Here is a 24,873-nt window from a genome sequence, read left to right as displayed (position 1 = left end):
TTTAAGACAGATCCTGTTTTTCTCTATATTCTCTTTCAAACTTCTTATTACCCTTTCGCTTTTTTATAGTAAATTCCGATGAAAATAATTTCTTTAAATGATATCTAAATTGGCGTATTGTCGGTATTTGGTTTGGATTTTGAATAGCTTTCTTTAAAATTCCATTATCATAGTATTCATACTCGCTAAAATGCTCCTTAATCATCATTTCGTATGCATATAACATCGTTGCCTTATTATTATTTAAGTAGTACTTTTTCCCTGCTTTCTTAATGATTTCTAATATATCCTTATTAACGCTAATACCGGTATTTCCGTCTTTTCTTGGTCTTCCTGTCTTACTTTTATATTCTATTTCTGTATGATCTCTTTTTCCTCTTTCATAATTCGGGAGAATAGCATTTGGATTCATTCCGTTTTGCCAATACTTTCTAAGTAATCTATAAATTCTAGGCTTAGTCATTTTTGACTCTTTAATAGCACCCTTTAGTAACTTCCCTCTTGTATCACTTTTATAAATTTCAGGTTCTGCAGTTATTAAAGGATACAGAATTCCCCACAATTCATCCCTAAGTCTCTGTTGTTCTTCATTTCTTGGTTTCTTATAAATAATGAACAAATCATTCTTCTCTTTTTCCCACAATCTTTTCTCTACATATTCATCCAATAGACTAATAGGATATTCGATTGGTAATGCATTTTTATCTTTAACATTAATAATATATGAAGAAGTGTACTCTTCATCTATCCACAGAATCCGATAATACCTATCGCTACCTACCTCATGTAATATTTCATTAACAGTAAAATAAATCATATTTGATCCTCATAGTTTATTTTAAACTCTTTCTTGTACATGTTAAATGTAAGAAGTAAAGACATATCCTTTAATAAAATCTTTTTTCTTGCCATTAAGTGCTTAAAAATAGCTAGAGCAGATCCTACTTGCAAATCATATAAAATATCAAAATCATTAGCTATGCCTATAATATTTTGTCCATCTTCTGCCTCTAAAAAATACCTCATGAATAAACAACTATACTGCTCTAATTCCGCATGTAACCAATAGTTAGAATGAAATTTACTAATGTTCACAATTTCATTTGATGAAAGTTCTTTTTCAGTGACAATACCCCAATCTATTTCCTTAGATATGTAGTATTCACGTTCAATTTCTAATTTCTCTAACACACGTGAATCTTCCAGCTTCTCACTAGGTTTCACAGTGCGAGCTAAATATTTAATCTTTCCATTCTGAAGAACTTTAATTAAAAAGTCTGTTGTAAATGGTATTAACACACCTGTTTTATTATCTATTGGATGTTTAATATTTTTTTGCTTGCTAATTTGTTCTGTTGCTTGAATGTCTAATGGATACTGTTCATATATGTCAACAACTTCATCTACCCATTCTAGTAAATAAAAAAATTTCATTTCTAAGTCAGACATAAGATGGTGTTCTCTCTGGGTTTTCCATCCCTTTTCCTTATGTTGCCTTCCTTCAGAAGGTACGTCATCCACCTTTAACCATGGTTTATAACGTTCTAATTCTCCTGTTCCTCTCCCCTCTTTTATATATCGATTAATACGCGTTTCTGTCCATCCGTAGTTCTTACCTCCCACTTCCTTCCCTCCATTCACTTGCTTAACTTTTAAAACCTAGCAAACTACAACAATACAATTATTATTTTAGAAAATACCTATAGATTATAACTGTTTACTATTTCTATGATTTTTTCATGTGCACCTTCACTTATATAATCTTGATTAATATTAGCGGCTCTGCGAACATTATAATATGTTATTTTCGTTCCCCTTTTAATTAGCTCCTTAAGTACATGGTTTATCTTCCTTATCTGAAACTGCTCAACTGACTCTAATATCGAATCTAAATAACATCTAGTCTTAGGTAAATATTGGAGATATCTACGATCAATTTTTCCACTCTCTAATATTTCCCTGTTTAATCTATTAATTGTTATACGCTGTGGTTTTTTCTGATTCAACACATTCTGAACTGCTATTTTTACTTCATTTAATATTTTTTTATCCCTTTCTCCCCAATTAATAGGGCGAATACCCCGATTATTTACGTTAGGACAGTTCTCCTTAAGCCATTCTGGGCAATGTCTGAACAAAAGACTAAATTCCTTACTATACGATTCATTGCGTAAACTACTTATAGAATGGTTAGGGTACTTTTTCATTGCGGCTAGCCATCTTGCTTTATAATAATCTAAATCTTTTCTAGCACCTTTTAATTTCTGTCCGCTTGTGTAATCCATATACCTTCTATACAAATTATAATATTGCGTATATTCTTTGATATTTAGGACAACTTTAACAATCTTATGTAAACGTTCAAAGTCATTTCTCCATGGTCCTACGTCTTTAATTTGAAATACACGTACTTGGGTATCCCCTACTTTTCTAGTAAACTTAAATCCACAACTACATTCAAAATAACCAAGTTCCTGTCCTTTATAAACACGTAGTCTTGTTTCTTGAATAACCGGTTGCAAATAATGTGAGGAAAATGGGTTTAAACATACATAAGGTGGATTTCCAAAAGGATTGATGGGTGTATTGCTATACTTATAGAAAGTATCAATATTTTCATCTAAGAATAAAATTAAAAGAACATGCTTTAACGGATGAAAAGTTTGCTGAATTTTTTTAGTTATAATATATAACCAATTACTTCTCTTAGTTTCATCAAAATCTGCTTTTAGAAAGTGTAAGGTATCTTCTCCATAAAATTCCTTAAAATCTCTATAAAGTAGTTCTGAACTCACTGCGTTACCACTTATATATCCTTTTCTACGCAACAAATATCGATATATTGTGGGAATTTCTTCAAAATCAATTGGGATACTACTCTTTGCAACTTTAGTACATTCTTCCGCAATTTTTATTAACCATTCTAAAGTATTATTATTAACCTTATATACCGATTCTCGTTCGAGAGGGCAGTTTTCCAAATTAGCTTGCTCGAGTTTATAGCTATCTCCTTTAAAAAATGGATTCCACAAAACATCACTATGTCTTAATAATTCCTGATGTTTTAGACAAATAAATACACCTATTAACTGCTGATCTCTTCTCCAATAAGTCTCTCCATACTTTTCATAATCTTCCACTATGCATTTCGGACAATATCTAAATTTTTCATTAGAATAAAGCTTCTGTACGTTAATCGAGTTCATCTTTAAGTTTCCTCTCATAACTTCCAATAAATTATCTCTTACTGTATTCTTAGCAAAATTAGAAATATAATTGTATAATGTATAATTTTCTATCCATTCCTCTAGCTTTCCTACTTCAAATAGTCCACTTACTTTTTCGTGTAAGTATATTAAATTTGCTGGAATACCGGCATGTATTCTTATACCCTTTTTATCAATTAATTCAAATACTGTCTGCCTATAAGCAGTATGGCCTGTTCTAACGTGATAACGTGCAAACACACTATACATCAATTCATTTTCATAAATATTAGGAAAAAAAGATAATATAGAAACTCCCCCTTAATAAATAGAATAGAATTTCTTGCTACGAATAACTAAATTTCAGTTCATCTCAACATTTATTAACTACTACAACTTATAGTAACAAAAATTCTGATAACTATCATTATTACAAATTTAACTTATAATGTATTATCTTCTAATCTCTTTACAGAAGGGCACATAGAAATTTGTCAAAAGTGATTTCATCTCTCTTTTCAAATTTATGAAGCTACTAAACAGTTACCAAAAGTAAGCGTCAAATATTCCCCACCTGCCATTTATAAATAACCCATGAGATAATCTCCTTACATACTACATGTGGAAGTTTTTTTATGGAAAAACACCTATTAAAAAAAGAATGGGAAGCCTATATTCAAGACTATAAATACAGTGGATTATCAAAAGTTGCTTGGTGTCAAAAACAGAACCTACTGGCTCATCGGCTTTACTATTGGTTGAAAAAATTATCACCTCAAAAGGAACACTTAAGGAAGTAGAAGATTGGTTATTGTCTCGCGTCATCGATATCGGGATAGTTATCCTTCCAAATGAAGAAATGAAAATTATCCCATTGACAAGGGGGAAAATGGTTGTGGTACTACGAGATGATCACACCCTATATAAGAAATCAGCTATTACAATACAGAATTTGAATAATGAACCAATCATTATTTTTAAAGGGGGATATGAACCTCCGATTATCGATATGTTTAAACAAGACGGAGTACCGCTCCGCATTGAATATGCAGTTTCTACTGTAACGACATCACTAAATATGATACAAGAAGGGCTAGGATTGGCCATCTTAGCTGAGTTATCCTTATCTAATCTACCCCCGAATGTCGAACTCGAGAGCTAGAACCACAAGTTTGGAGAGAAATAGGTCTAGCTGTCCCTTCATTAAAGGAATCATCGCATTTCCCCATGGAAAGGGAGCATCCTGGAGGGGAATTATCTATTTCTCAACATAACTTTTTATGTACATTAATATAATGTATATATAGCAAATAAAAGGAGGAAATTCATGTATACTAATTCTCAAATGCCGAATGATCCTCGTTTTAATCAGCAATACCCACAATATCCGAATGATACACAACACACTCAACAAGCTCAGCATCCTAATTTACGCCAGCAGCAATATATCCCTCAAGAACCCACTCCACAGCAAATTCAACATGCTGTGGGTACTCACTATCTTTATTTAAAAGATCCAGTTCTACAAATTGTTAGACCTTGGGTACAGTATGGAATTCAAGAAACTCAACACAATCCCATTCCCCACGCTATGACTGAATTAGCTGCAATCATGTTCTTAATTGGAAAAGGCTACGACCAACAACTGGCACATTACATCGTCGAATCTTGGGAAAAGAATGGGCAGTTTTAAAGGCTCATTTCTATAAGATTTTTGTAAAAAAAAATGATTTTTGCAGTCCAATTATTTATTGAAGAGATGCAAGAGCTGTTTTCTTTGTAAAATAAGCTTATCCCTTATATGCAGGGGGAGCTTTTTCTTTATAATTTTCTGTCCAAATTGTACGAGAAATGGAAGTTTAAAAGTAAACGTAAAGTAACTCCAAAATATACAATAAAAGTTGATTTTGGAGTTATTTTTTGTTTACTTCACTTTTTTCGGCACTCTACAGCTAGATGGTAAATCCGCTGACCACGGCAAGATTTTATCCATTTCCTCTTTATTGTTTAAATCGATGTTGGGAAGTGTTTCAAATAAATAACGAAGATAATGATAAGGACTTAAACCATTCTCTTTTGCAGTTTCCACCACACTATACATGATGGCACTTCCTCTGGCACCTCGCGGTGTATTTGAGAACATCCAATTTTTTCTCCCGATTACAAACGGTTTAATAGAACGTTCACTTCTGTTGTTATCGATTTCTAAACGACCGTCTAATAAAAAAGCTTCAAGATGATTCCATTGATTCAAACAATAAGTGATGGCTTTGCCTAGCGCACTTTTTGGTAAAACACGATCTTTCTGTTCATGAAGCCATGCTGAAAAAAGGTCCAGAATGGGCCTGCTTTTTTTCAGTCTCTGCTCATATCGCTCGGTAGGGTTGACATGTCTGAGCTTCCTTTCAATCGAATAGAGTTGATTACAGAAGTGTAAACCTTCGCTCGCCTTCACTTTTTTCCCCTTCTGTGAATCAGGTAAAGCCTTTAAGGCTTCATCAAACTTTCGTCTCGCATGCGCCCAACATCCGATAAGGGTGACATCCGGTACTTGATGATAACCACTATATCCATCTACCTGTAAATATCCTTCAAAACCAGTTAAAAAACGTTTCGGATGTTCGCCTGCTCTTGTAGGTTGATAGTCATAGAGGACAATAGGGATATCCTCTCGTCCTGTACGATATAACCACAGATAGGACTTGGTTGTTGCGGCTCGACCAGGTACGCGTAAGACTTGGAAGGTTGTTTCGTCCGCATGAAGAATGGTTCGAGTAAGTAAATGTTCATGCATCCTTTCATACAAAGCCACTAACCATCGATCCGCCCCATATAATAACCAATTTCCCATCGTTTGTCGTGATAAGAAAATTCCCATTCGTTCAAAATGCTTTTCCTGACGATAAAGAGGCAATCCTTCTACATATTTTTGTGTCATGATATACGCCATAATCGATGGGGAAGCGATACTTTTAGGAAAGGCAGGGGCTGGCATCTTAGCCGTCACAATCGGTGTAGATACCTCATCTAATTCACACTTACGACAAGCGTATACATACCTCTTATGTTCCGTCACCTTTACTTCCGCAGGGACAATCGTCAGTTCCTTACGGACTTCTACACTCATCTCATGCAAAGCACCACCACAGCACAAACAAACCTGTTCCATATCAAGTAAACGATATTCAATCGTTTCAACCGGAAGGTTTTGGACAGACTCATCCCTATGACCGCGTTTCTTCTTACGACTATAGATGATTGTTTCAACAGCTGATTCAGGGGTTTCAGAGTCACTTTCTTTCTCAGCCTCATTAAACAGTTCTAAAGCGAGTTGATTATTAGGTGTTTTTTCGCTAGACGTACCAAACCGTTTTTGTTGACTAAGACGAAATTGTTCTTCATACCATTTCACTTTTTCCGTGAGTTCCTCTACTTGAGCTTGAAGTGATTCAATTGTGGGTTGTTTTGAATGTGAGAGTGTTGTTTTCATAGATAAATCCATTCGATAAAATCATCCAAATTCCTTTTTCATATATGATTTTTATAGAATGGTTCTCGCATGTACGGCTTGATGACCTTGTTTTTGTTGAAAAGCAAATCCATCAAGAAGCCATCTCAATTGTCGTCTTGATATGGTAAGTGGCACACCCCGATGACCAGTTGACCAGTAAAACGTTCCCTTTTCCAATCTGCGATAGTGCAACCAGAAACCATTATGTTCCCAAACAAGAATTTTTAGTTTATCGCGTGAGCGATTACAAAAAACAAATAAACAAGAAGAAAAAGGGTCTAACTCAAATTCTTCCTTTACAATAGCTGCTAGTCCATCAATTGATTTACGTAAATCTGTTGCCCCTTGTGCAAGATATACTTTTTCAATTGCGATTTCGGATATCATTGTTGTTTCACCGTCTGTATCACTTGTAGGAGCACTTGTGGAGTAAAAGGCACATCTAACTCAATAGTGGCTTCTTGCATGTGAATTCGAATGGTGGCATGTATGTTTTCTTCTACGACAGGGACATTCATAGAAATCCAATTCACACGCTCATTTTTATTTTGATCTTCCGTTTCAGGTGATAATTTGTTTAGCCAGTAATATAGCCGATGAACCGGTAGGTTCTGTTTCTGACACCAGGCAACTTTTGATAATCCGCTGTTTTTATAGTCTTGAATATTAGTTTCCCATTCTTTCTTTAATAGGTGTCTTTTCATAAAAAAAACCTCCACATGTAGTATGTACGGAGATTATCTCATGGGTTATTTACAAATTGTAGGTGGGGAATGTTTGACGCTTACTACCAAAATAACTGTATGGTATTAAAAGAAAATTTAAAAACTCTCCTCATGCGTTTGGTAATAAAGCGTACGAAGAGTTATTTACATAAGGAGAGAATTTTGGTATTTAGTTTGTTTATATTAACAATAATAAAATCTTAAGCAAACCACATCTTAAAAGTATTACATAAAATGGTCAAACAACAACAAGAAAAGCGAAATCATCATAGTAGTACTTTGTTATTTTAATGTATTTTTATTTAAAATAAATTATTTTTATTCAAATATCTTTTTTCATTCATTAGTAACATTAATACTTGTAAATTCCGTTATAGTAACACTGATACTTGTAAATTTTATGATAGTAACATTAATACTTGTCACTTGTCACAATTCCCTTCTCTTTCACATCCTCTACATCTCCTCAGGCGCTTCCATCCCAAGCAAACGTAAACCTTCTTTTAATACAATTTCCACCGCATATACGAGTGCAAGTCGACTTTCTTTCTCTGCATTTTCTTCTAAAATACGAATGTTACCATAATATTTATTAAACGCCTGCGCCACGTCTAGTAAATATTTTGCAATCTGAGATGGCTCGTATTTTACAAAAGCTGTTTCAATGACTTGCGGAAAGCGATTTAACAATTTTATCACTGTCCAGCTTATATCATCTGTTAACTGTAATTCTTGTTTCTCAATATCTATATCGCTTTTTTTCAATAGCGAACAAGTACGGGCATGTGTGTATTGTACGTATGGTCCTGTTTCTCCTTCAAATTTCAACATATTTTCAAGTGAAAATTCGATGTTATGCATGCGTTCGTTTTTCAAATCGTGGAAAATAATTGCGCCAACACCGACTTGCTTTGCTACTTCATCTTTTTTCTTTAAGTTAGGATTTTTCTCTTCAATATTTTGCTTTGCTAGCGTAATTGCTTCTTCTAGCACTTCTTCTAATAAAACAACTCTTCCTTTACGAGTAGACATTTTCTTACCATCTTTTAAAATAAGTCCGAATGGAACGTGCGACATGCCTTCTACCCACTCAAATCCTAATTTCTTTAGTACAGTGAAAAATTGTGAAAAATGCAAACTTTGTTCTTCCCCAACGACATACAGTGCTTTATCAAATGCATACGTGTTTTGACGATATAATGCAGCTGTTAAATCACGCGTTGCATAAATAGTAGCACCATCTGACTTTTTAATTAAACATGGCGGCATTCCTTCTGCTTCTAAATTGACCACTTGTGCTCCATCTGATTCTTCTAGTAAACGATGTTCTTCTAGAAGCGAAACGAGATCATCCATCTTATCATTATAAAATGCCTCGCCTTGAAAATTCGAGAATTCTACGCCAAGCAGTTCGTAAATACGAGAGAACTCTTTTAAAGATTCATGACGAAACCAATTCCATAAATATACCGCTTCTTGGTTTTCATCTTCTAACTTTTTAAACCAAGCACGTCCTTCTTCCTCTAACTCTGGATATTCTTTTACTTCTTCATGAAAACGTACATATAACTTAAATAGCTCACGAATCGGATCTTCTTTGACAAGTTCTTCATCGCCCCATTTTTTATAGGCGGTAATAAGTTTCCCAAACTGCGTTCCCCAGTCACCGACGTAGTTAATGCCAACGACTTCGTAACCACACTTTTCACATATATGTTTTAATGCATTTCCAATCATTGTAGAACGTAAATGCCCCATCGAAAATGGCTTAGCTATATTAGGAGATGAATAATCAATTACAACTGTTTTTTCTTGCCCAAAGTGCAACTGCCCATATTCTTCTTTTTCGTCTAGTATTGCATTTAACACTTCATTACTTACAGTTTGACGATCGAAGAACACATTTACATATGGTCCAACCGCTTCTACTTTTGTAAAAAATGGGTGAGATAATTTATCTGCTAGTTCCTGCGCAATAACTGCTGGTGCTTTTTTATATTGTTTTGCCAATGTGAAACAAGGAAAGGCTGCATCTCCAAATTCATCTTGCTTTGGTGTTTCAATTAAAGCGGCAATTTGTTGTAATGATAAACTTGGTTCTAATACATCGAATACATGCTGTGCAAACTTCATTTTATATTCCATCAGTATCTTCCTCCTTTTTATCAATAAAAAAACTCGCCTCTTTTCTAAAAAAGAGACGAGTTTACACCCGTGGTACCACCCTTGTTGTTCATCATGAACCACTTTCCCGTTTATAACGAGGTTAGGGAGCCCCGGCTTACTCTACTACACCGTTCAAGCAGCATCTCCGAAGTGCGCTTCATTATTTTCTCTGCACTAGGCTTTCACCATCCCTAGCTCGCTATCGCTTCTGAAAATAATTACTCTCTTCATCCAAGATTTTCTATGCAATTGATTATAGTCCATTATACATATTATCTGACAATTAGCAAGTTTCAATTACACCAAAATGAAATTTAGAGCTTTTTCGTTTATATACAAAAAAGTTATGTTTTTCAAAACGCGTACTACGAAAATGGTCTTTTAACACAACCCGTTTTCGCGCTACACGCTTAGCCTCTTTAATTGTCTCATCCGTAATATCGTTGTACAATGCAAAATGTTTTAAACCACGAATACCGTCTGATTCTAATACTGTTTCTTCAAACATCGGATCTAAATATACTACATCGTAGCTATGATCTGCACATTGTTGCAAAAAAGATAAATGCTCCGTATGCTTTACTGTAATTCGCTGCATTGCTTCGTTAATTTCTGTTACACCTGCATCCCACTGTTGAAGACCTTTTTCAATCAAATATGCCATATAGCGGTTGCCTTCTAATCCAGTGACTTGTCCCGCTTCTCCTACAGCATAACTTGCCACAATGCTATCAGATGCCATACCAAGTGTGCAATCTAATACCATCATCCCTTCTTCTAGCTTCGCGGCTTGTAGAAATGGATCATGTTCACCGCGCATTAATCGCTTCACACGAAACATTGCTGAATTTGGATGAAAAAAGAACGATTCTTCCGTTCCTTGCGGGTAAATCGCTAATCGATTTTTCCCAACAACAAGTACATCTTGTTTATATTGCTCATGTAATTCATAAATAGGACGATCATTTCTCACAAGAAAAGAAATTTGCAAATCCGTTGCTATTTTTTCAGCATATGCAGTCATTTCTTTATTTGTTCGTCCTGCTGTCGTTACAATCATTCTGTCACCTCATTACAAAGAAAAAGGGAGAAAATCTCTCCCTTTTTAGCAATGCTTTTCAAAAGCTTGTTCTAAGTTATTAATAATCTCTTCCATTGTTGCACCTTCAATTTCATGACGGTGAATAAAGTGAACAACTTCTTTACCTTTTAATAGTGCCATAGATGGTGAAGATGGCGGGATATCATCAAAGTAAGAGCGCATCATTGCTGTTGCTTCTTTATCTTGACCTGCAAATACAGTTACAAGATTGTCAGGTTGCTTTTCAGAACGTACAACCGCTTGACCAGCTGATGGGCGTGCTAAACCTGCCGCACAACCACAAACAGAGTTTACAACAACTAATGTTGTCCCTTCTGTATTTTCCATGTATTCTTGTACTTCTTCTGCTGTCGCTAATTCTTTAAATCCCGCGCGTACTAACTCTTGGCGCATTGGAATTACCATTTGACGCATGTATTCTTCGTATGCATTTGTCATGTTACTTATCTCTCCTTCAACTTTCATTCCAGATTTATCATATCACGCTCTAATAATAGACGCAAAAGAAACATAATGACTTTCTTATTTTTCCTTCGGAAGTTCGCAAACCCCATTTTTACAATGTCCAACGGGGACAATTTTTCTTTTTGTTGCAATATAATCATATAAAAAATGACCAAATCCAAACAGAATCGATAATTTAATAAAAGGGACAATTGCCCAGTATGCAGGAATTGCTTTTGCTAAAACATCTACACTTTTAATGCCTTTATACCAACGACTATCTTTATAAATATATAGCTGTTTCTCCATATTTTGCTGCATCTCTTCTGATAAGCAATATTCCTGGACAATTTCTTCTTCGCGAAAAGAGACAAATTTGATTTTCCCCTTTTTATCTAGTTCTTTCGTTCGATTTGCAACCTTTGTACACATTGGGCACCAGCTATCATAAAAAACAAGCATGGCTATTATTCCCCTTTTCGATACTCCGTCATTTGCTTCCAAACAGAACCTTTTGCTTCTTCTCCACCTTCAATACGTTCAAGAGCTAAACGAGCTTGCATCGCTACCTCAAATTCTGGATCTTCCTGCGCTATACGAAGTGCCGGAACTGCGCTTTCATCACCAATTTCAAATAAAAACATTGCCGCGCGCCAGCGTACAAGTTTACTTGGATCTTTTAATGCTTTGATCATGACGAACATAGCAGCAGGATCACCAATATCTGATAAACAGTCACCCGCTGTACGGCGCACACTTACTGACCTATCTAATAATGCCTTATACAGTAAAGGTAATACGGCATCACCTTTTACCATTCCTAAATAAGCAGTTGCTAAGCGGCGAATCGATACTTTTTCATCTTCTAACGCTTTCTTCAGTACAGGAATATCTTCTTCTGTTGGATCCATTTGTTCAAGTGCCGCATAACGTTTTGTCCAATCAGAATCATTCATCATTTCCTCTGTTACTTTATATGGCTGACGTTTTGTAATCGTTACTTCTTTCGCTCCTGCTTGCTGTAATAATTCTTGTACAATCGCATCTACACGATCAGCTGGATATGCCGCAACAATCTCTTCCACAACTTCTTTCCCAATGTCTTCAAAGTCACCGTAGCGTGTACTTTGCTCAACCCACTTACGTTCTTTCACAACATTTGGCGCAGACATCTGTACTTTCATAATTGCTTCTTTAAAGCGATCTGGCAATCCAACTCGTTCCTCTGTTGTACCATCTGTTAACTTCACTTGCATAGGAATAGTAAAGAACATTTGAATAAATACTTTTACTTCCCCAAAATGCGCATTGGCTTCTTTTTCACTTTCTGTTGCTACTTCTTCCCCAAATACAGCACGTACTTGCTGTAAAATATGTTTCCAATCATATTTTGCATTACGCTCTACCGCTAAAAAGTCCGCAACATGATACACACCTTTAATACCTTCAATTTGTAAAATTTGCTGCACTCTTTCCGGAGCTTCTCCCATATTAGTACGTGTATAGTTATTACGCGCTCCTGATGGTAACACTTCATTTAAAATAACTTTCATTGTATTTGGACTTGGTGTCGGTTCAATCCCTTTAATCTTCACGAATATTGTCTCTCCTTTATTGCTGTTCTTAGTTGTATTGTAACATGTTCTGAAATAAGACTCCTACTGAGGTGCTTGCTCTTTTTTCTTCTCTAAAAAAGTAATTCTTTCAATAACAACTTCTGTCTTATATATTCTTTTTCCGCTCTCATTATTGTATTGACTCGTATGAATATGTCCGGTTATACCAACAAGTGCTCCTTTTTTGCAGTATATCGTTACATTTTCCGCCGATTTCCGCCAAATCATGCAGTTAATGAAATCTGCTTGCTGCTCTCCTAAACTGTTACGAAACCCTCTATTTACTGCCACACAAAGACGCGCATAAGCAATCCCTTGCTTTGTATAATATAATTCTGGATCTTTTGTTAATCTACCGATTAATACAACTCGATTCATCATACGATTCATTTCACCTCTTCTTTTTTTCTTTATTGTAGAAAAAAAGAAGAGTACCGTAAAAAACGTAAAAAGATATTTTTTTTATAAAAAACTCATTTTTGTCTCTATAAAAAAACAAAAAGAAATCCTGCATGATACAAACATGCAGGATTTCACATTTTAATCATTTTTTACAAAGTAAGAAACGAAGCGTAAAATTTCTAGGTATAACCAAACTAATGTCATCATTAATCCTAATGCGCCGTACCATTCCATATACTTCGGAGCACCGCCGCGCGCACCACCTTCAATGAAATCAAAGTCTAACATTAAGTTTAATGCAGCAACGACGATTACAACTGCACTAACAATTATGCCAATTGTTCCACCTTGATGTAAGAATGGCACTGGCACGCCAAATAGTTGTAGAACTAAAACGATTAAATACATAATCGCAATCCCAAACGTTGCTGCCATAACACCTGTACGGAACTTATCTGTCACTTTCACAACACGTGTTGCATATAACACTAACATTGCTAGTAAAATAGAAATAGTTAATAACACTGCGTGTAAAATAATATAATCACCAAAGCGCATTGTATATACAGCAGAAATACTTCCTAACACTATTCCTTCCACCGCTGCATAAATTGGTGCTGTAATTGGTGAAATACGCGGTACAAATGCCGAAGCAAACGCTACAATTGCCGCTATAATTAAAGCACCAATTAATACTGGTAGTTGCATCTTATTTTCTATCATCTGCATGTATGCGTACACAGACGTTCCTAATAACAATATAAGCATAATAAACGTTTTACCAACTGTACCACCGATTGTCATCGCTGAAGTACTTACGCCCTCTTTTCGAAACGCCTCTTTCTTTAACATTGGATTGGATGTTCGCATGATTTCCCTCCTAAAATAGGTTCTACCAATAGTGTAAATATTTTCCCTTTATATTTCAAGATATGCAGCTTGTTCTTATTTTAAACCTTCTACAATGTCAGATAGTTCACTCCAACGCTCCATTGTTTGCTCTAATTCTTCTTCTGTTTGTTGCTGCTCTTCAGAAAGCTGCTGAGCTTTCGTATAATCAGCACCAACTTTCTCCAATTCTTCTGCAATACTTTCAATTTTCGCTTCTAGTTCTGCAATCTTATCCTCAATCGTTTCCCATTCGCGCTGTTCATTATAGGAAAGTTTACGTTTTCTTTGCTGCTTTGGAGCTTCTTCTACTTTCTTTTCCTTCTGCACTTCTACTTTTAACAGTGCTTCTTGTGCTTTTTTCTCATCTAAATAATCGCTATAACTGCCAAAGAAGATGCGAACATGACCATTACCTTCAAAAACAAACAGTTCTTCTGCAATTTTATCAAGGAAGTATCGATCATGCGACACAGTAAGCACAACACCTGGAAACTCTTCTAAATAATCTTCTAGCACAGTTAACGTTTGCGTGTCTAAATCGTTAGTCGGCTCATCTAGAAGTAAAACGTTTGGTTCTCCCATTAAAATGCGTAATAAATACAACCTTCTTCTTTCACCGCCTGATAATTTATTAAGCGGTGTACCATGTGTATGCGGCTCAAATAAGAAACGTTCTAGCATTTGCGAAGCACTAATTGTTTTTCCATCAGTCGTATGAACAACTTCAGCTGCTTCCTTAATATACTCAATCATACGCTGATTTAAGTTCATATCTTCATTTTCTTGCGTATAATATGCAATTTTTACCGTTTGTCCAACTTCAATCTCACCGCTGTCTGGTGTAATTTTACCAGCTAGCATATTTAATAGAGAAGACTTCCCACTACCATTGGCACCGATAATACCAATACGATCTCCCGGTTTCACAATATATTGGAAATTGCGGAGAACTGTTTTATCCCCAAATGTTTTTGTCACATCTTTCAGTTCAAGTACTTTCTTTCCTAATCGGCTGCCTCCAAGCGCAATATCAACGTTTTGTTTTGCTGTTGGCCCTTCTTGCTTTTGCAATTCATCAAAGCGCTGAATACGTGCCTTTTGCTTCGTAGATCGCGCCTTCGCACCGCGGCGAATCCATGCAAGTTCACGACGATATAAGTTTTGACGCTTTGCTTCCTGTGCCATTTCTTGTTCTTCTCGAAGTGCTTTCGCTTCTAAAAAGGCACCGTAATTTCCTTCATAGCTATACAACTTACCATTATCTAATTCAAAAATACGGTTCGTTACACGATCTAAGAAATAACGATCGTGTGTAACAAGTAAAACAGAACCTGTATATCGTGATAAATATTCTTCTAGCCATTCTACTGTTTCATGATCGAGATGGTTCGTCGGCTCATCTAAAATTAATAAATCTGGTGTTTGAATAAAACATTGCGCCATCGCAACACGTTTTTTCTGTCCGCCTGATAAATTTCCTACTGCCGCAGAAAAATCAGTAATACCAAGCTTCGTTAACAACGATTTTGCGTTTGCATTTGCTTCCCAAGCATTCATTGCATCCATACGCTGCTGCACTGCAAATAATGCTTCTTGCGCTTTTTCATTTGTTGGATTTTTTTCTAAGTTCAATAATGTCTGTTCATACTCACGAAGAAGACGAATTAACGGTGTATCGCCATGGAACACTTGCTCAAGTACAGTTAAATTTTCTTTAAAATCTGGTTGCTGGGATAAATAACTAATCGTATAACCACGCGTATGTGTCATTTCTCCTGTATCTGGAATTTCTACACCTGCAATAATCTTTAATAACGTTGATTTACCAGTTCCATTTACACCGATAATACCAGCGCGCTGCCCCTCTGCAATACTAAAAGATAGACCATTAAATAATGGTTTATCTCCATATGATTTAGATACATTTTCGACTGTTAACATTCTCATATTTGTGCATTCCACTCTTTCATAAATTGATCAATAAATTGCTCCATATAGCAGTGACGCTCTTCTGCTTCTTCTTTCGCTGCAGCTGTATTCATTAAATCTTTCAATTTTAGTAGTTTTTCATAAAAATGATTTAACGATGGTTCATCACTTTTTCGATATTCTTCCTTCGTCATCGCTTCACGCGGCGGAATTTTCGGATCATACATTAAACGTCCCTTTGCCCCTCCATAAGCAAATGTCCGGGCAATCCCAATTGCTCCAAGTGCATCAAGACGGTCTGCATCTTGAACAATCTTCCCCTCTAACGTCGCTACCGTTCCACCATGTCCACCTTTATAAGACATGTTGGTGATAATATGAACAATATGATCTACATCCTCTTGTATAATCTCTAATTGTTCAAGCCAATCTGTTACTTTTTTCATACCGGCTTCTTCGCTTTCATTTAACTTCTCGTCTGCGACGTCATGAAGCAAAGCTGCCATTTCAATAATGAAGCGATTTCCACCTTCCTTTTCAGATAATGCAATCGCTAATTTATGTACACGTTCAATATGATACCAGTCGTGTCCGCTTGCATCTTTTTCTAATATGCCTTTTACAAATGTAATCGTTTTTTCAATTTGTTCTTGTTTTTTCATAATATCTTCACCCAATTCATTATTGTAACACGCCCTCATTTTTTCATCACATATTTTCTTGTCCGCCCATAGTATATGTTGTACTTAGTATCATGAAGGAGGAAAAAAAATGTTTTATAACCCGCAACAGCCCTATCCACAGCAACCATCCTATCAACCAAACTATGAACAACAGCCACACCAACCGTATTACTATGATCCACGTGTCCCTCAATCCGACCCTACAATGCCAACAGAACCAACACAACAACCATACTATCCATCAAACTATGAGCAACAACCATACCAACCGTATTACTATGATCCACGTGTCCCTCAATCCGACCCTACAATGCCAACAGAACCAACACAACAACAAATCCAACAATATGCTTTACAATATCACCACTTAAAACAACCTGTATTAAACCTCGTAAAACCTTGGGTAGACTACGGTGTAAAGGAAGCAAAATATACTTCCGTGCCACATGCCATGACTGAAGTTGCTGCTATCACGTACTTAATCGGTCGCGGTATGAACCCGACAGTTGCTCATCATATTGTAGAATCTTGGGAGAAAAATGAACAGTTTTAAAATTGTCCGTCTAGTAAAACATACAAACAAAATAAGTACCAAGCGACCTTGTTATAAGGAGATTTTGGTGCTTTTTATTTTTCTACACAATATAATTAACAGATATAGCAAAAACCCGTTGCCTTTCTCAGGCACCGGGTTTTTCATTATTTCTTCTGATCATCTTTAATAGCTGTTTTAATTGTTCCTGATTTCACTTTAGTCGCCGCATCTGAGAAACGTAACAAGTCACCTTGAATAATATTATCGGACATTTTCAATTCTGACTGTGCTCGATCAATAAGTGATTTCGCCTCTTGTTGTGGTACTTGAACGACTTGACCATTTAGACGATCGTAGAATGTGTTATTGTAATAAATATATTTGTCTGTAATAAAGCTTCCATCACGTTCTACAACGAACGGTTTTCGATCTGGTGAAAATAAATCATGACCAAACTCAATATCATTAGAAGTATCAACTCCTAATAAGTGAAGAATCGTTGGTTTCACGTCTACTTCACCAGCAGGAGCAGTCATTGTTTTTCCTTCTGTTTGACCTGGAACATGAATAAATAATGGTGTACGTTGTAACTGCATGTGATCATACGAAGTAATTTCATTTTTCCCTAAATATTGTGCCATCGCACGATTATGGTTGTCTGAAATACCATAGTGATCACCGTAAAAGACGATAACTGAGTTATCATATAAGCCAGTGTCTTTTAAACGTTGAATAAATTCTTTTAAAGCTTCATCTTCATAGCGCGCTGTGACAAAATAATTATCTAATGTTTCGTCACCTGAATTAAATGGTTCAATCATTTTTATACTGTTATCATACGTAAATGGAAAATGGTTCGTTAACGTGATAAAACGAGAATAGAACGGCTGTTTGATTTGTTGTAACTTATCCACAGATTGATCAAAGAAGTCTTTATCTTTCAATCCCCATCCTATTTTATTCTCTGGTGTAATTTTATAATCCAATTCATTATAGAAACGATCATATCCTAAGGACGGATACATCATATTACGATTCCAGAACGTAGCATTATTCGCATGGAATACAGATGTATAGTAGCCTTGTTCATGCAAAATTTCTGGAGTTGCCATATACTCATTTCCAGCATTCGTAAAGAATACAGAACCGCGATCTAACGGATATAATGAGTTATCAATCATAAACTCTGCATCCGATGTTTTCCCTTGTCCTGTCTGATGATAAAAGTTTTCAAAATAATAACTTTCTTTTTTAAATTGGTTTAAGAAAGGTGTAACTTCTTGTCCATTTACTTTCGAATCAATTAAAAAGGACTGCGTTGATTCTAAAGAAACAACAATAACGTTCTTTCCTTTTGCCATACCAAACATATTTGGATCAGGTTTTGTCTCCACTGTTTTCATATAATTCTCTGCTTCTTGAATTTTACTTCCATCAGCAAATACTTTTTGTGAGCTTGTCTTTGCTTGCAATCCTAAATCGTAAAACTGATGAACATATAACCCAAGATTTTTCACAAGCATAACGCGGTCAAATGAACGAGTTAATAATTCAGGACGTTCCTTTTCTGCAAAACCAAGGTTTACCATGAAAATAGCTATACTGATTAAAAAGTATAGTGCCTTCATAGAACCAGAAATACGCTCTGTTTTTGCAAATTTAGGCTTCTTTTTAGCAAGGTAAAATAAAATGATAATATCCGCAAACATTAATAAAAACTTAATGTTGAACAAAGCTTTTACACTAGTTCCTAATCCGTCCATATTCGACGTTTGCATTAACACTGGAAGTGTAACAAAATCATTATAAAAACCATAAAACATTACATTACCAATGAGGATAATGGTCATAATAAGGTTAATAATGATAGCTATATAATTTCTTTTTGGTCCCTTCGCAAATAATGCAAGCCCAATTAACACTAAAGAAGATGCTAACGGACTAATAAAAAGAATCCATTCTTGCGTCGCAGATTCTAACTTCAAATCAAAACTAAATCGCGTAACAATATATGTTTTCAACCATATCAAAATAGCGGTTAACAAAATAAAACGCATATTTTGAAACTGATTTTTTAACGCTTCCTTCATCTCTCTCTTCCTTTCTGACTAGAACATTTGTTGAATGAACACATAGAATATTTTTTCATGTATTTATGGCTTCTTTCTCACCGAGTCATTGTATCGAATACTTTTGTATTTCGTGTGAACTTTTTCTTTTTTTTTTATAAAATTAATAAAAAAAATTCTTCTATTTGAGCCTTTATTTCACTATAATTCCTTCAATTTTTCTTTCTAACTGTTAGCGTCCTTATGGAAAATCGCAATGAACATATAAACCGAATGATTAATCATTTGGTTTATTCTTTGTTTCTTGCGTCTTCAATGTTTCTGCATATCAGTTTTTCTTTTCTTCTATTTTTTCCTTTGCTTTTTCAGCTTTATCTAAAGATTCTCCAATCTCCTTCTGTTTTTCTCTTACTTTGTCAACACTATCTACCACTTTAATTGCTTTATCAATACCATCCTCCTCTATTTTCTTTCTCTTTTCATCTCTCGCTTCTTCTTTTTTCTCTATATCTTTCGCCTTCTGCAACATTTCTTCAGCATTTGACTCTACAGCTTTTTCAAGTGACGCGTCTTTTTTCATATCTATTACCTGATTTGCCTTTTCAATTGTTTGTTTATAATCGCCATCTTTTAATGCAGAAGCTCCGGATTCCATCCATTTTGCAACCTTCATATAATTTTTTGTTTCATCCGTAGACTTTTCTTGATTCGCTTTTTCAAACCACATAATTGCATCACTATACTTCTCATCTTTTAATGCTTTCATGCCCGCATCAACATGTGCATCATAATTACTGGTGCTGCAACCGGATAACATAATAAATAAACATCCTATAGTAAAAATAAATTTTCTCAAGCTATTCTCCTCCCGCATCCTTATACTACTATATTATTTTTGAATGCACCTATCAATGGAAACTCTTCTCTGCTATCTTTATTTTTAAAAGTAGCTAACAAAAAAAGAGGCTCTTCTATATCAGCCTCTTTTCTTTATAGTTCCTTTTCAATCTCCTTTTCTAGCTGTTCTGGTTTCGTCTTGGGTGCAAAACGCTTCACTACCTTGCCATCACGTCCCACTAAAAATTTTGTGAAATTCCACTTTACCGCTTTCATTCCTAATAGTCCTGGCGCCTGCTCCGTTAAATAGTGAAATAACGGATGCATGTTATCCCCTTTTACATCTATCTTTGCAAACATCGGGAACGTCACACCATAATTTAGTTCACAAAAACTCGTAATTTCTTCTGCTATTCCTGGCTCTTGGCCTCCAAATTGATTACATGGGAATCCCAGTATTTCAAAACCTTGCTCTTTATATTTTTCATATAAAGCTTGCAATCCTTTATATTGCGGTGTAAAGCCGCATTTGCTGGCAACATTCACAATTAATACTACTTTTCCTTCATACTCACGTAACGATTTCTCTTCTCCTGTTATTGTTTTAGCAGAAAAATCATAAATTGTCATATGTATTACCTCCTTAATCTCATACAATCGCTTATGTCTATCATAAAATGCAATGTATATATTGTCTAATGAGAACGCTTTACTTTCGTTCAAAAAATCGACACAATTCACTAGACATTTTACTTGGAAAGTTTTACAATAAAAATGTGAACAAAATGTGACGGTTTATCTTCTAAATTGTGACATTTTCAATTCTATTATTAAAAATAGGGATGGTGTTGACAATGAAAACTGCACAACGTGAAAAACTTTCTAATCGCGAATTTTATTTCGTATTATACATGATGATGTTACTTGTCGTAGGATGGTTTATGGATGTTAATGGTATTTTCTTAAGCAAATACTTTAGACTAGCGGGAATGATTACTGTTCCAGCAATTGGTGGTCTTGTTGGCTACTTTATTATGTCTCTTAGTAAACAACAAAATAACTAAACGCATTACATAAAGGCAGAAAACGATGTTTCGTTTTCTGCCTATTCTTTTATAATAAAAGAATAGTAAATTACAAGGAGTGATAAGTTTGAACAAAGTAGAGAAAATATCTTCACAGTTATATATCATCGACGATCACGACTTACAACATGAACAACGTACAGGTACATACATCTTACTCGGTGATGAGATCACTGTAATTGAAACGTGCGCTGCACCTTCTCTTCCTTATCTATTAGATGGATTACAACAATTAAATATACAGCTTGTCGATATTAAAAATATTATTGTCACGCACGTTCATCTTGACCATGCTGGTGCTGCTGGTATTATGATGGAAAAATGTCCTAATGCAACGCTATTCGTTCACTCTCGAGGCGCTCGTCACATGGTTAATCCGACAAAACTCATTCAAGGCGCAAAAGCTGTGTATGGAGATTCATTTGAAAAACTCTTTCATCCGATTTTGCCTATCCCAGAAGAACGCGTTCATATCGTACAAAATGGTGAAACACTGCAAATCGCAGAAAATCGAACGCTTACCTTCTATGATACGCCTGGCCATGCGAAACATCATATTAGTATTCACGATTCCTTAACAAATGGTATATTTACAGGCGATACGATTGGTATTTACTACCGTCAATTAGCTGAGCTAGGTGTTGAACTTTATTTACCAACAACATCTCCTACGCAGTTTCAACCTGAAGCTATGTTAGCTTCAAAAGACCTCATTCAAAATATGAATGTCGATTACATTTATTTCGGTCATTATGGTGCTTCTTCTCATGTCTCTGACGTCTGCACAGAGCTAGAACATTGGCTCCATATATTTGTCGAAACTGGCAGGCAAGTATTTAAAAAAGAACAAAACTTTGAAAAAGCAAGCCATCAACTGTCTACTCTACTGTTAGAAAAAGTGTCATCGCATCTTACGAAAAAAGGTGTTCCAACAACACATTCTATTTATGATTTGTTGAAACTTGATATGGAAATTAGTGCGATGGGAATTATTGATTATTTTACAAAGCTGGAACAAACAAAGATGACTATAAAGTGAAACTTCCATCAATGTTTGTTCATCTCCCACTGACCTGATCGTTACAATTGGTTTGATTCTTTTAGAGTTTACTACCTTGAAGAAACAGTCTTACTGCTCACAAGAAAATATTTATCGCTATAGCACAAAAGAGTCCATCTCTTAACATGGACTCTTTTTCTATAGAAAATATTCTTATTTTTGTACTTTTTCATTTACATCATCCATAAAACTTTGCGCTCGCTGAAATTCTGCTTTATATTCCTCAGGAACTTGTTCTATCTTTTCTGAGCCTGATGATTTACTCTTCGCTAACATTTTTTCATATGTCATCAGTGCATGTATATACTGTTTATACTCATCAGATGTTAGCACTTCTTTACTCGATTTCTCTCCGTTTAACTTATCAAAATACGGCTGAATCTCCATTAAAGTCTTTGTCATTTCCTCTTGTTTCTCTTGAGAAAGTTGATCGTAATCAATATTACCGTTCTTGTCTCCATATTCGATTTTTGCATTCGTTATTACTTTTAATAATGTTGTAAACTCTTTATACTCTTTTTCTCCGATTTCACCTTTCGCTTGGGATAACTTAGCATCTAAACGCATATAACCTTGTAGTGTTGCACTTGCAAAGTGTTTCTTTACATTATCAAATGATCCATAAATACCATCTGCCAAAAGAGATTGATACGCAAAAGCGCTCGTTGGAATAAGTAAAGCCGCTGCTAACACACCTGTCATAAGACGCTTTTTCATTGTTTTTCCCCCTTGTTTTGCTTTGATCTGACTCATCACTTTTTCTTTCAATTCAGGTGATGGTACAATTCCTTTTGTTTCTTCTTGCAAAGATGCTCTTACTCGGTAATCGAGATTCATTATAGTTCCCCCACTTCTTTTAATGAGATATTTCCCTCTCGCTCTTTTTGCCGTAATTTCTTTAAGGCTGCATGGATTCTAGATTTAATCGTTCCAATTGGTAAATGTAAAATACTTGCTACTTCTTCTTGAGAATAGTCATGTAAATACCGAAGTATAATAACTTGTTTCAGTTTATAAGGTAATTTATGTATCAATGTAACAAGTTCTTGATTTGACAGCTTATTGACGATTTCATTAGAAAAATCAAATTCAATTGGTTTTTTCTGCTCTTCCGCTTTTTTCACAATACGTAGACGCATCCATCTCTTTCTCCTATAAGAATGAATTTGTCTTACAGCAAGACCCATTAACCATGGGCGAAAAGGTCGTTCCTGATCAAATTGACTAAGTGATTGATATAATTGCATATATATTTCTTGGACGACATCATCTATATCCGATTTTTCCTCTATCAAAAAATGGGCTGTCTTATACACATCTTCAATCGTTTTATCGTATAGTTCACTGTACGCTTCTTGATTTCCTGATAAAGTCTGCTTGATAAGATAAACATATTCAGCTTCTTTCTCCATCCTCAATGCCTCCTTCCTTATGTCTTACACTATATATTGGCAAGAAAAGAAAATTTCGTTCGATTTTTTTGAAATAAATTTTTAATAGGAAATTTATTAATAGCACCTGTTTCATAATGCTTCCTTATAATTCTTGATAATTATTATATAATTTTCCATTTTATAATGGCCGTTTAAAATAAATTATAGAATTTATTTATAGGAGGGTATATCATGAAAGCCATTGTTGTAACTGCATTTGGAGGTCCTGAAGTAATGAAGTATACAGACATAGCCATACCGTCTATCAGCGCTAAGCAAGTTCTAATTCGCGTTGTCGCAACAAGTGTTAACTTTGCCGATATAAAATCTCGATACGGAAAGAAAGGAACAGGAAATCTACCTTTTATACCCGGCATAGATGCTGCCGGAATCGTAGAACAAGTTGGTTCTAAAGTAACGAATATTAAAGTGGGACAACGCGTTATTGCTTTTCCACTTAACGGATCTTATGCTGAATATGTTGTAGCAGATGAAGAGCTTACTTTTGCATTACCAGATGAAATTGATTTTGAAACAGCTGCAGCCTGTCCGATTGTTTCCTTTACAAGCTATAAACTTCTAGCAGATGTTGCAAGACTACAACAAGATGAAACAGTTCTTATCCATGCCGCTGCAGGAGGAATTGGCACAACTGCCATTCAACTCGCTAAAATTTTGGGTGCTGGAAAAGTCATTGGAACGGTTGGAAATGAAGAAAAAAAGAAAAGTGCTTTAGAAGCTGGGGCAGATCATGTGATTTGTTATAAGGAAGAAGATTTTGTACATAAAGTAAACGAACTCACAAATGGAGAAGGTGCAGACGTTATATTGGATTCTATTTCTGGTACTGTATCAGAGAGAAGCTTACAATGTCTTGCGTTCTATGGCCGCCTTGTCCATTTTGGAAACGCAAGCGGTGATATCGGAACATTTCAAACAAAAAATTTACATGCAAGCTGTCGATCTATTCTCGGTTTTAGCTTTGGAACAACTCGAAAAAAACGACCTCATTTACTCCGCCATACTGCTGAGCAAATATTTCCTCTTTTAAGCACTGGTAGCTTACAACTTAAAATAGGAAAACGTTTTTCACTTCAGGATGCAGGAAAAGCACACGAATGGGTTGAAAGTAGACAAAGTACAGGAAAAGTTCTATTAACTGTTCAGCCAACATAATAT

Annotated in this window: 26 protein-coding genes, 1 pseudogene and 1 other annotated feature; of the genes and pseudogenes, 7 read left to right on the top strand and 20 right to left on the bottom strand. The window is 35.3% G+C overall.

Annotation, left to right across the window (positions count from 1 at the left end; genetic code table 11):
- Window position 1: 1 nt before the first annotated feature.
- The 3 genes from WAX78_RS00625 to WAX78_RS00615 form a co-directional block, all read right to left on the bottom strand.
- Window positions 2-817, bottom strand: a complete 816-nt coding sequence (locus WAX78_RS00625; protein ID WP_336480393.1) for a hypothetical protein — start codon at window positions 815-817, stop codon at window positions 2-4.
- Window positions 814-1,623 (bottom strand): TnsA endonuclease N-terminal domain-containing protein, encoded by an 810-nt coding sequence (locus tag WAX78_RS00620; protein WP_336480392.1) that lies wholly within the window; start codon window positions 1,621-1,623, stop codon window positions 814-816. Before WAX78_RS00620 ends, WAX78_RS00625 begins: the two co-directional genes overlap by 4 nt.
- A 77-nt stretch (window positions 1,624-1,700) precedes the next feature.
- Entirely contained in the window at window positions 1,701-3,494 is a 1,794-nt protein-coding gene (locus tag WAX78_RS00615) for a TnsD family Tn7-like transposition protein (RefSeq protein ID WP_336481322.1), read from the bottom strand.
- Window positions 3,495-3,841: 347 nt separating this feature from the next.
- On the opposite strand from WAX78_RS00615, the gene tnpA (WAX78_RS25095) reads away from it, so the two are divergent.
- The 3 genes and pseudogenes from tnpA (WAX78_RS25095) to WAX78_RS00605 all read left to right on the top strand — a co-directional run bounded on the left by tnpA (WAX78_RS25095) (window position 3,842) and on the right by WAX78_RS00605 (window position 4,899).
- On the top strand, window positions 3,842-4,006 hold the full coding sequence (tnpA, locus tag WAX78_RS25095) for an IS66 family insertion sequence element accessory protein TnpA (RefSeq protein ID WP_413789140.1): 165 nt from the start codon (window positions 3,842-3,844) through the stop codon (window positions 4,004-4,006).
- Window positions 3,988-4,502, top strand: a pseudogene (locus tag WAX78_RS00610) (LysR family transcriptional regulator substrate-binding protein); the annotation flags it as partial. The gene tnpA (WAX78_RS25095) and the pseudogene WAX78_RS00610, both read left to right, overlap by 19 nt.
- 31 nt (window positions 4,503-4,533) lie before the next feature.
- Window positions 4,534-4,899, top strand: coding sequence for a hypothetical protein (locus WAX78_RS00605; protein WP_336480391.1), 366 nt, complete (start codon window positions 4,534-4,536; stop codon window positions 4,897-4,899).
- 231 nt (window positions 4,900-5,130) lie between these two features.
- Here WAX78_RS00605 and tnpC read toward each other — a convergent pair whose 3' ends face one another.
- The 12 genes from tnpC to WAX78_RS00545 all read right to left on the bottom strand — a co-directional run bounded on the left by tnpC (window position 5,131) and on the right by WAX78_RS00545 (window position 16,654).
- Window positions 5,131-6,696, bottom strand: a complete 1,566-nt coding sequence (gene tnpC / locus WAX78_RS00600; RefSeq protein WP_461781918.1) for an IS66 family transposase — start codon at window positions 6,694-6,696, stop codon at window positions 5,131-5,133.
- A 51-nt stretch (window positions 6,697-6,747) separates the two neighbouring features.
- Window positions 6,748-7,104: an IS66 family insertion sequence element accessory protein TnpB gene (tnpB, locus tag WAX78_RS00595; protein ID WP_336480389.1), complete on the bottom strand. Its 357-nt coding sequence runs from the start codon at window positions 7,102-7,104 to the stop codon at window positions 6,748-6,750.
- A complete protein-coding gene (gene tnpA / locus WAX78_RS00590) occupies window positions 7,101-7,421 on the bottom strand; it encodes an IS66 family insertion sequence element accessory protein TnpA (RefSeq protein WP_336480388.1) in 321 nt (106 codons plus the stop codon). The genes tnpB and tnpA (WAX78_RS00590) overlap by 4 nt, the downstream gene beginning before the upstream one ends.
- Before the next feature lie 477 nt (window positions 7,422-7,898).
- Entirely contained in the window at window positions 7,899-9,587 is a 1,689-nt protein-coding gene (gene argS / locus WAX78_RS00585; protein WP_336480387.1) for an arginine--tRNA ligase, read from the bottom strand.
- A gap of 48 nt (window positions 9,588-9,635) precedes the next feature.
- Window positions 9,636-9,851: a binding site (T-box leader), on the bottom strand.
- 40 nt (window positions 9,852-9,891) lie between these two features.
- On the bottom strand, window positions 9,892-10,668 hold the full coding sequence (locus WAX78_RS00580) for a class I SAM-dependent methyltransferase (protein WP_336480386.1): 777 nt from the start codon (window positions 10,666-10,668) through the stop codon (window positions 9,892-9,894).
- A 45-nt stretch (window positions 10,669-10,713) separates the two neighbouring features.
- Window positions 10,714-11,148: a BrxA/BrxB family bacilliredoxin gene (locus WAX78_RS00575; protein WP_336480385.1), complete on the bottom strand. Its 435-nt coding sequence runs from the start codon at window positions 11,146-11,148 to the stop codon at window positions 10,714-10,716.
- 84 nt (window positions 11,149-11,232) lie between these two features.
- Complete coding sequence (locus tag WAX78_RS00570) at window positions 11,233-11,616, bottom strand: thiol-disulfide oxidoreductase DCC family protein (RefSeq protein WP_336480384.1); 384 nt, start codon at window positions 11,614-11,616, stop codon at window positions 11,233-11,235.
- A 5-nt stretch (window positions 11,617-11,621) separates the two neighbouring features.
- Window positions 11,622-12,749 carry a conserved virulence factor C family protein gene (locus WAX78_RS00565; RefSeq protein WP_336480383.1) on the bottom strand — a complete coding sequence of 376 codons (1,128 nt, stop codon included), beginning with the start codon at window positions 12,747-12,749 and terminating at the stop codon, window positions 11,622-11,624.
- Window positions 12,750-12,812: 63 nt separating this feature from the next.
- Complete coding sequence (locus tag WAX78_RS00560; RefSeq protein ID WP_336481321.1) at window positions 12,813-13,151, bottom strand: single-stranded DNA-binding protein; 339 nt, start codon at window positions 13,149-13,151, stop codon at window positions 12,813-12,815.
- A gap of 159 nt (window positions 13,152-13,310) precedes the next feature.
- A complete protein-coding gene (locus WAX78_RS00555; protein ID WP_336480382.1) occupies window positions 13,311-14,042 on the bottom strand; it encodes a Bax inhibitor-1/YccA family protein in 732 nt (243 codons plus the stop codon).
- Window positions 14,043-14,117: 75 nt separating this feature from the next.
- A complete protein-coding gene (locus WAX78_RS00550) occupies window positions 14,118-16,010 on the bottom strand; it encodes an ABC-F family ATP-binding cassette domain-containing protein (RefSeq protein ID WP_336480381.1) in 1,893 nt (630 codons plus the stop codon).
- A complete protein-coding gene (locus WAX78_RS00545; RefSeq protein ID WP_336480380.1) occupies window positions 16,007-16,654 on the bottom strand; it encodes an HD domain-containing protein in 648 nt (215 codons plus the stop codon). The genes WAX78_RS00550 and WAX78_RS00545 overlap by 4 nt, the downstream gene beginning before the upstream one ends.
- A 109-nt stretch (window positions 16,655-16,763) precedes the next feature.
- On the opposite strand from WAX78_RS00545, the gene WAX78_RS00540 reads away from it, so the two are divergent.
- Complete coding sequence (locus tag WAX78_RS00540; protein WP_336480379.1) at window positions 16,764-17,228, top strand: hypothetical protein; 465 nt, start codon at window positions 16,764-16,766, stop codon at window positions 17,226-17,228.
- A gap of 146 nt (window positions 17,229-17,374) precedes the next feature.
- Here the strand turns inward: WAX78_RS00540 and WAX78_RS00535 are convergent, their stop codons facing one another.
- The 3 genes from WAX78_RS00535 to WAX78_RS00525 form a co-directional block, all read right to left on the bottom strand.
- Window positions 17,375-19,300 carry an LTA synthase family protein gene (locus WAX78_RS00535; RefSeq protein ID WP_336480378.1) on the bottom strand — a complete coding sequence of 642 codons (1,926 nt, stop codon included), beginning with the start codon at window positions 19,298-19,300 and terminating at the stop codon, window positions 17,375-17,377.
- Between the two features lie 307 nt (window positions 19,301-19,607).
- Window positions 19,608-20,153 (bottom strand): hypothetical protein, encoded by a 546-nt coding sequence (locus WAX78_RS00530; RefSeq protein WP_336480377.1) that lies wholly within the window; start codon window positions 20,151-20,153, stop codon window positions 19,608-19,610.
- A 116-nt stretch (window positions 20,154-20,269) separates the two neighbouring features.
- Complete coding sequence (locus tag WAX78_RS00525; protein WP_336480376.1) at window positions 20,270-20,746, bottom strand: glutathione peroxidase; 477 nt, start codon at window positions 20,744-20,746, stop codon at window positions 20,270-20,272.
- A 224-nt stretch (window positions 20,747-20,970) separates the two neighbouring features.
- Between WAX78_RS00525 and WAX78_RS00520 the strand changes: the two genes are divergently transcribed.
- Together WAX78_RS00520 and WAX78_RS00515 are read left to right on the top strand one after the other, a co-directional pair.
- Complete coding sequence (locus WAX78_RS00520; protein WP_336480375.1) at window positions 20,971-21,180, top strand: DUF3925 family protein; 210 nt, start codon at window positions 20,971-20,973, stop codon at window positions 21,178-21,180.
- 88 nt (window positions 21,181-21,268) lie between these two features.
- A complete protein-coding gene (locus WAX78_RS00515) occupies window positions 21,269-22,240 on the top strand; it encodes an MBL fold metallo-hydrolase (protein ID WP_336480374.1) in 972 nt (323 codons plus the stop codon).
- Window positions 22,241-22,414: 174 nt separating this feature from the next.
- Here the strand turns inward: WAX78_RS00515 and WAX78_RS00510 are convergent, their stop codons facing one another.
- Together WAX78_RS00510 and WAX78_RS00505 are read right to left on the bottom strand one after the other, a co-directional pair.
- Entirely contained in the window at window positions 22,415-23,098 is a 684-nt protein-coding gene (locus WAX78_RS00510) for a DUF3600 domain-containing protein (RefSeq protein ID WP_336480373.1), read from the bottom strand.
- Window positions 23,098-23,673: a sigma-70 family RNA polymerase sigma factor gene (locus WAX78_RS00505; RefSeq protein WP_336480372.1), complete on the bottom strand. Its 576-nt coding sequence runs from the start codon at window positions 23,671-23,673 to the stop codon at window positions 23,098-23,100. The genes WAX78_RS00510 and WAX78_RS00505 overlap by 1 nt, the downstream gene beginning before the upstream one ends.
- Before the next feature lie 213 nt (window positions 23,674-23,886).
- On the opposite strand from WAX78_RS00505, the gene WAX78_RS00500 reads away from it, so the two are divergent.
- Window positions 23,887-24,870, top strand: a complete 984-nt coding sequence (locus WAX78_RS00500) for a quinone oxidoreductase family protein (RefSeq protein ID WP_336480371.1) — start codon at window positions 23,887-23,889, stop codon at window positions 24,868-24,870.
- The last annotated feature ends 3 nt before the right edge of the window (window positions 24,871-24,873 follow it).

The sequence above is a fragment of the Bacillus yunxiaonensis genome (assembly GCF_037104695.1).
Taxonomy (GTDB): Bacteria; Bacillota; Bacilli; order Bacillales; family Bacillaceae_G; genus Bacillus_A; species Bacillus_A yunxiaonensis.
Note: the sequence above shows the minus strand (reverse complement) of the source record. Positions and strands in the feature narration are given on the sequence as shown.

Coding starts and splice junctions, on each gene's coding strand:
- tnpA (WP_336480388.1), bottom strand. CDS start 7,421: ATGAAAAGACACCTATTAAAGAAAGAATGGGAAACTAATATTCAAGAC.
- tnpA (WP_413789140.1), top strand. CDS start 3,842: ATGGAAAAACACCTATTAAAAAAAGAATGGGAAGCCTATATTCAAGAC.
- WAX78_RS00605 (WP_336480391.1), top strand. CDS start 4,534: ATGTATACTAATTCTCAAATGCCGAATGATCCTCGTTTTAATCAGCAA.
- argS (WP_336480387.1), bottom strand. CDS start 9,587: ATGGAATATAAAATGAAGTTTGCACAGCATGTATTCGATGTATTAGAA.
- WAX78_RS00580 (WP_336480386.1), bottom strand. CDS start 10,668: ATGATTGTAACGACAGCAGGACGAACAAATAAAGAAATGACTGCATAT.
- WAX78_RS00505 (WP_336480372.1), bottom strand. CDS start 23,673: ATGGAGAAAGAAGCTGAATATGTTTATCTTATCAAGCAGACTTTATCA.
- tnpB (WP_336480389.1), bottom strand. CDS start 7,104: ATGATATCCGAAATCGCAATTGAAAAAGTATATCTTGCACAAGGGGCA.
- WAX78_RS00570 (WP_336480384.1), bottom strand. CDS start 11,616: ATGCTTGTTTTTTATGATAGCTGGTGCCCAATGTGTACAAAGGTTGCA.
- WAX78_RS00520 (WP_336480375.1), top strand. CDS start 20,971: ATGAAAACTGCACAACGTGAAAAACTTTCTAATCGCGAATTTTATTTC.
- WAX78_RS00625 (WP_336480393.1), bottom strand. CDS start 817: ATGATTTATTTTACTGTTAATGAAATATTACATGAGGTAGGTAGCGAT.
- WAX78_RS00560 (WP_336481321.1), bottom strand. CDS start 13,151: ATGATGAATCGAGTTGTATTAATCGGTAGATTAACAAAAGATCCAGAA.
- WAX78_RS00500 (WP_336480371.1), top strand. CDS start 23,887: ATGAAAGCCATTGTTGTAACTGCATTTGGAGGTCCTGAAGTAATGAAG.
- WAX78_RS00535 (WP_336480378.1), bottom strand. CDS start 19,300: ATGAAGGAAGCGTTAAAAAATCAGTTTCAAAATATGCGTTTTATTTTG.
- WAX78_RS00530 (WP_336480377.1), bottom strand. CDS start 20,153: ATGCGGGAGGAGAATAGCTTGAGAAAATTTATTTTTACTATAGGATGT.
- WAX78_RS00510 (WP_336480373.1), bottom strand. CDS start 23,098: ATGAATCTCGATTACCGAGTAAGAGCATCTTTGCAAGAAGAAACAAAA.
- WAX78_RS00545 (WP_336480380.1), bottom strand. CDS start 16,654: ATGAAAAAACAAGAACAAATTGAAAAAACGATTACATTTGTAAAAGGC.
- WAX78_RS00525 (WP_336480376.1), bottom strand. CDS start 20,746: ATGACAATTTATGATTTTTCTGCTAAAACAATAACAGGAGAAGAGAAA.
- WAX78_RS00555 (WP_336480382.1), bottom strand. CDS start 14,042: ATGCGAACATCCAATCCAATGTTAAAGAAAGAGGCGTTTCGAAAAGAG.
- WAX78_RS00550 (WP_336480381.1), bottom strand. CDS start 16,010: ATGAGAATGTTAACAGTCGAAAATGTATCTAAATCATATGGAGATAAA.
- tnpC (WP_461781918.1), bottom strand. CDS start 6,696: ATGAAAACAACACTCTCACATTCAAAACAACCCACAATTGAATCACTT.
- WAX78_RS00540 (WP_336480379.1), top strand. CDS start 16,764: ATGTTTTATAACCCGCAACAGCCCTATCCACAGCAACCATCCTATCAA.
- WAX78_RS00575 (WP_336480385.1), bottom strand. CDS start 11,148: ATGACAAATGCATACGAAGAATACATGCGTCAAATGGTAATTCCAATG.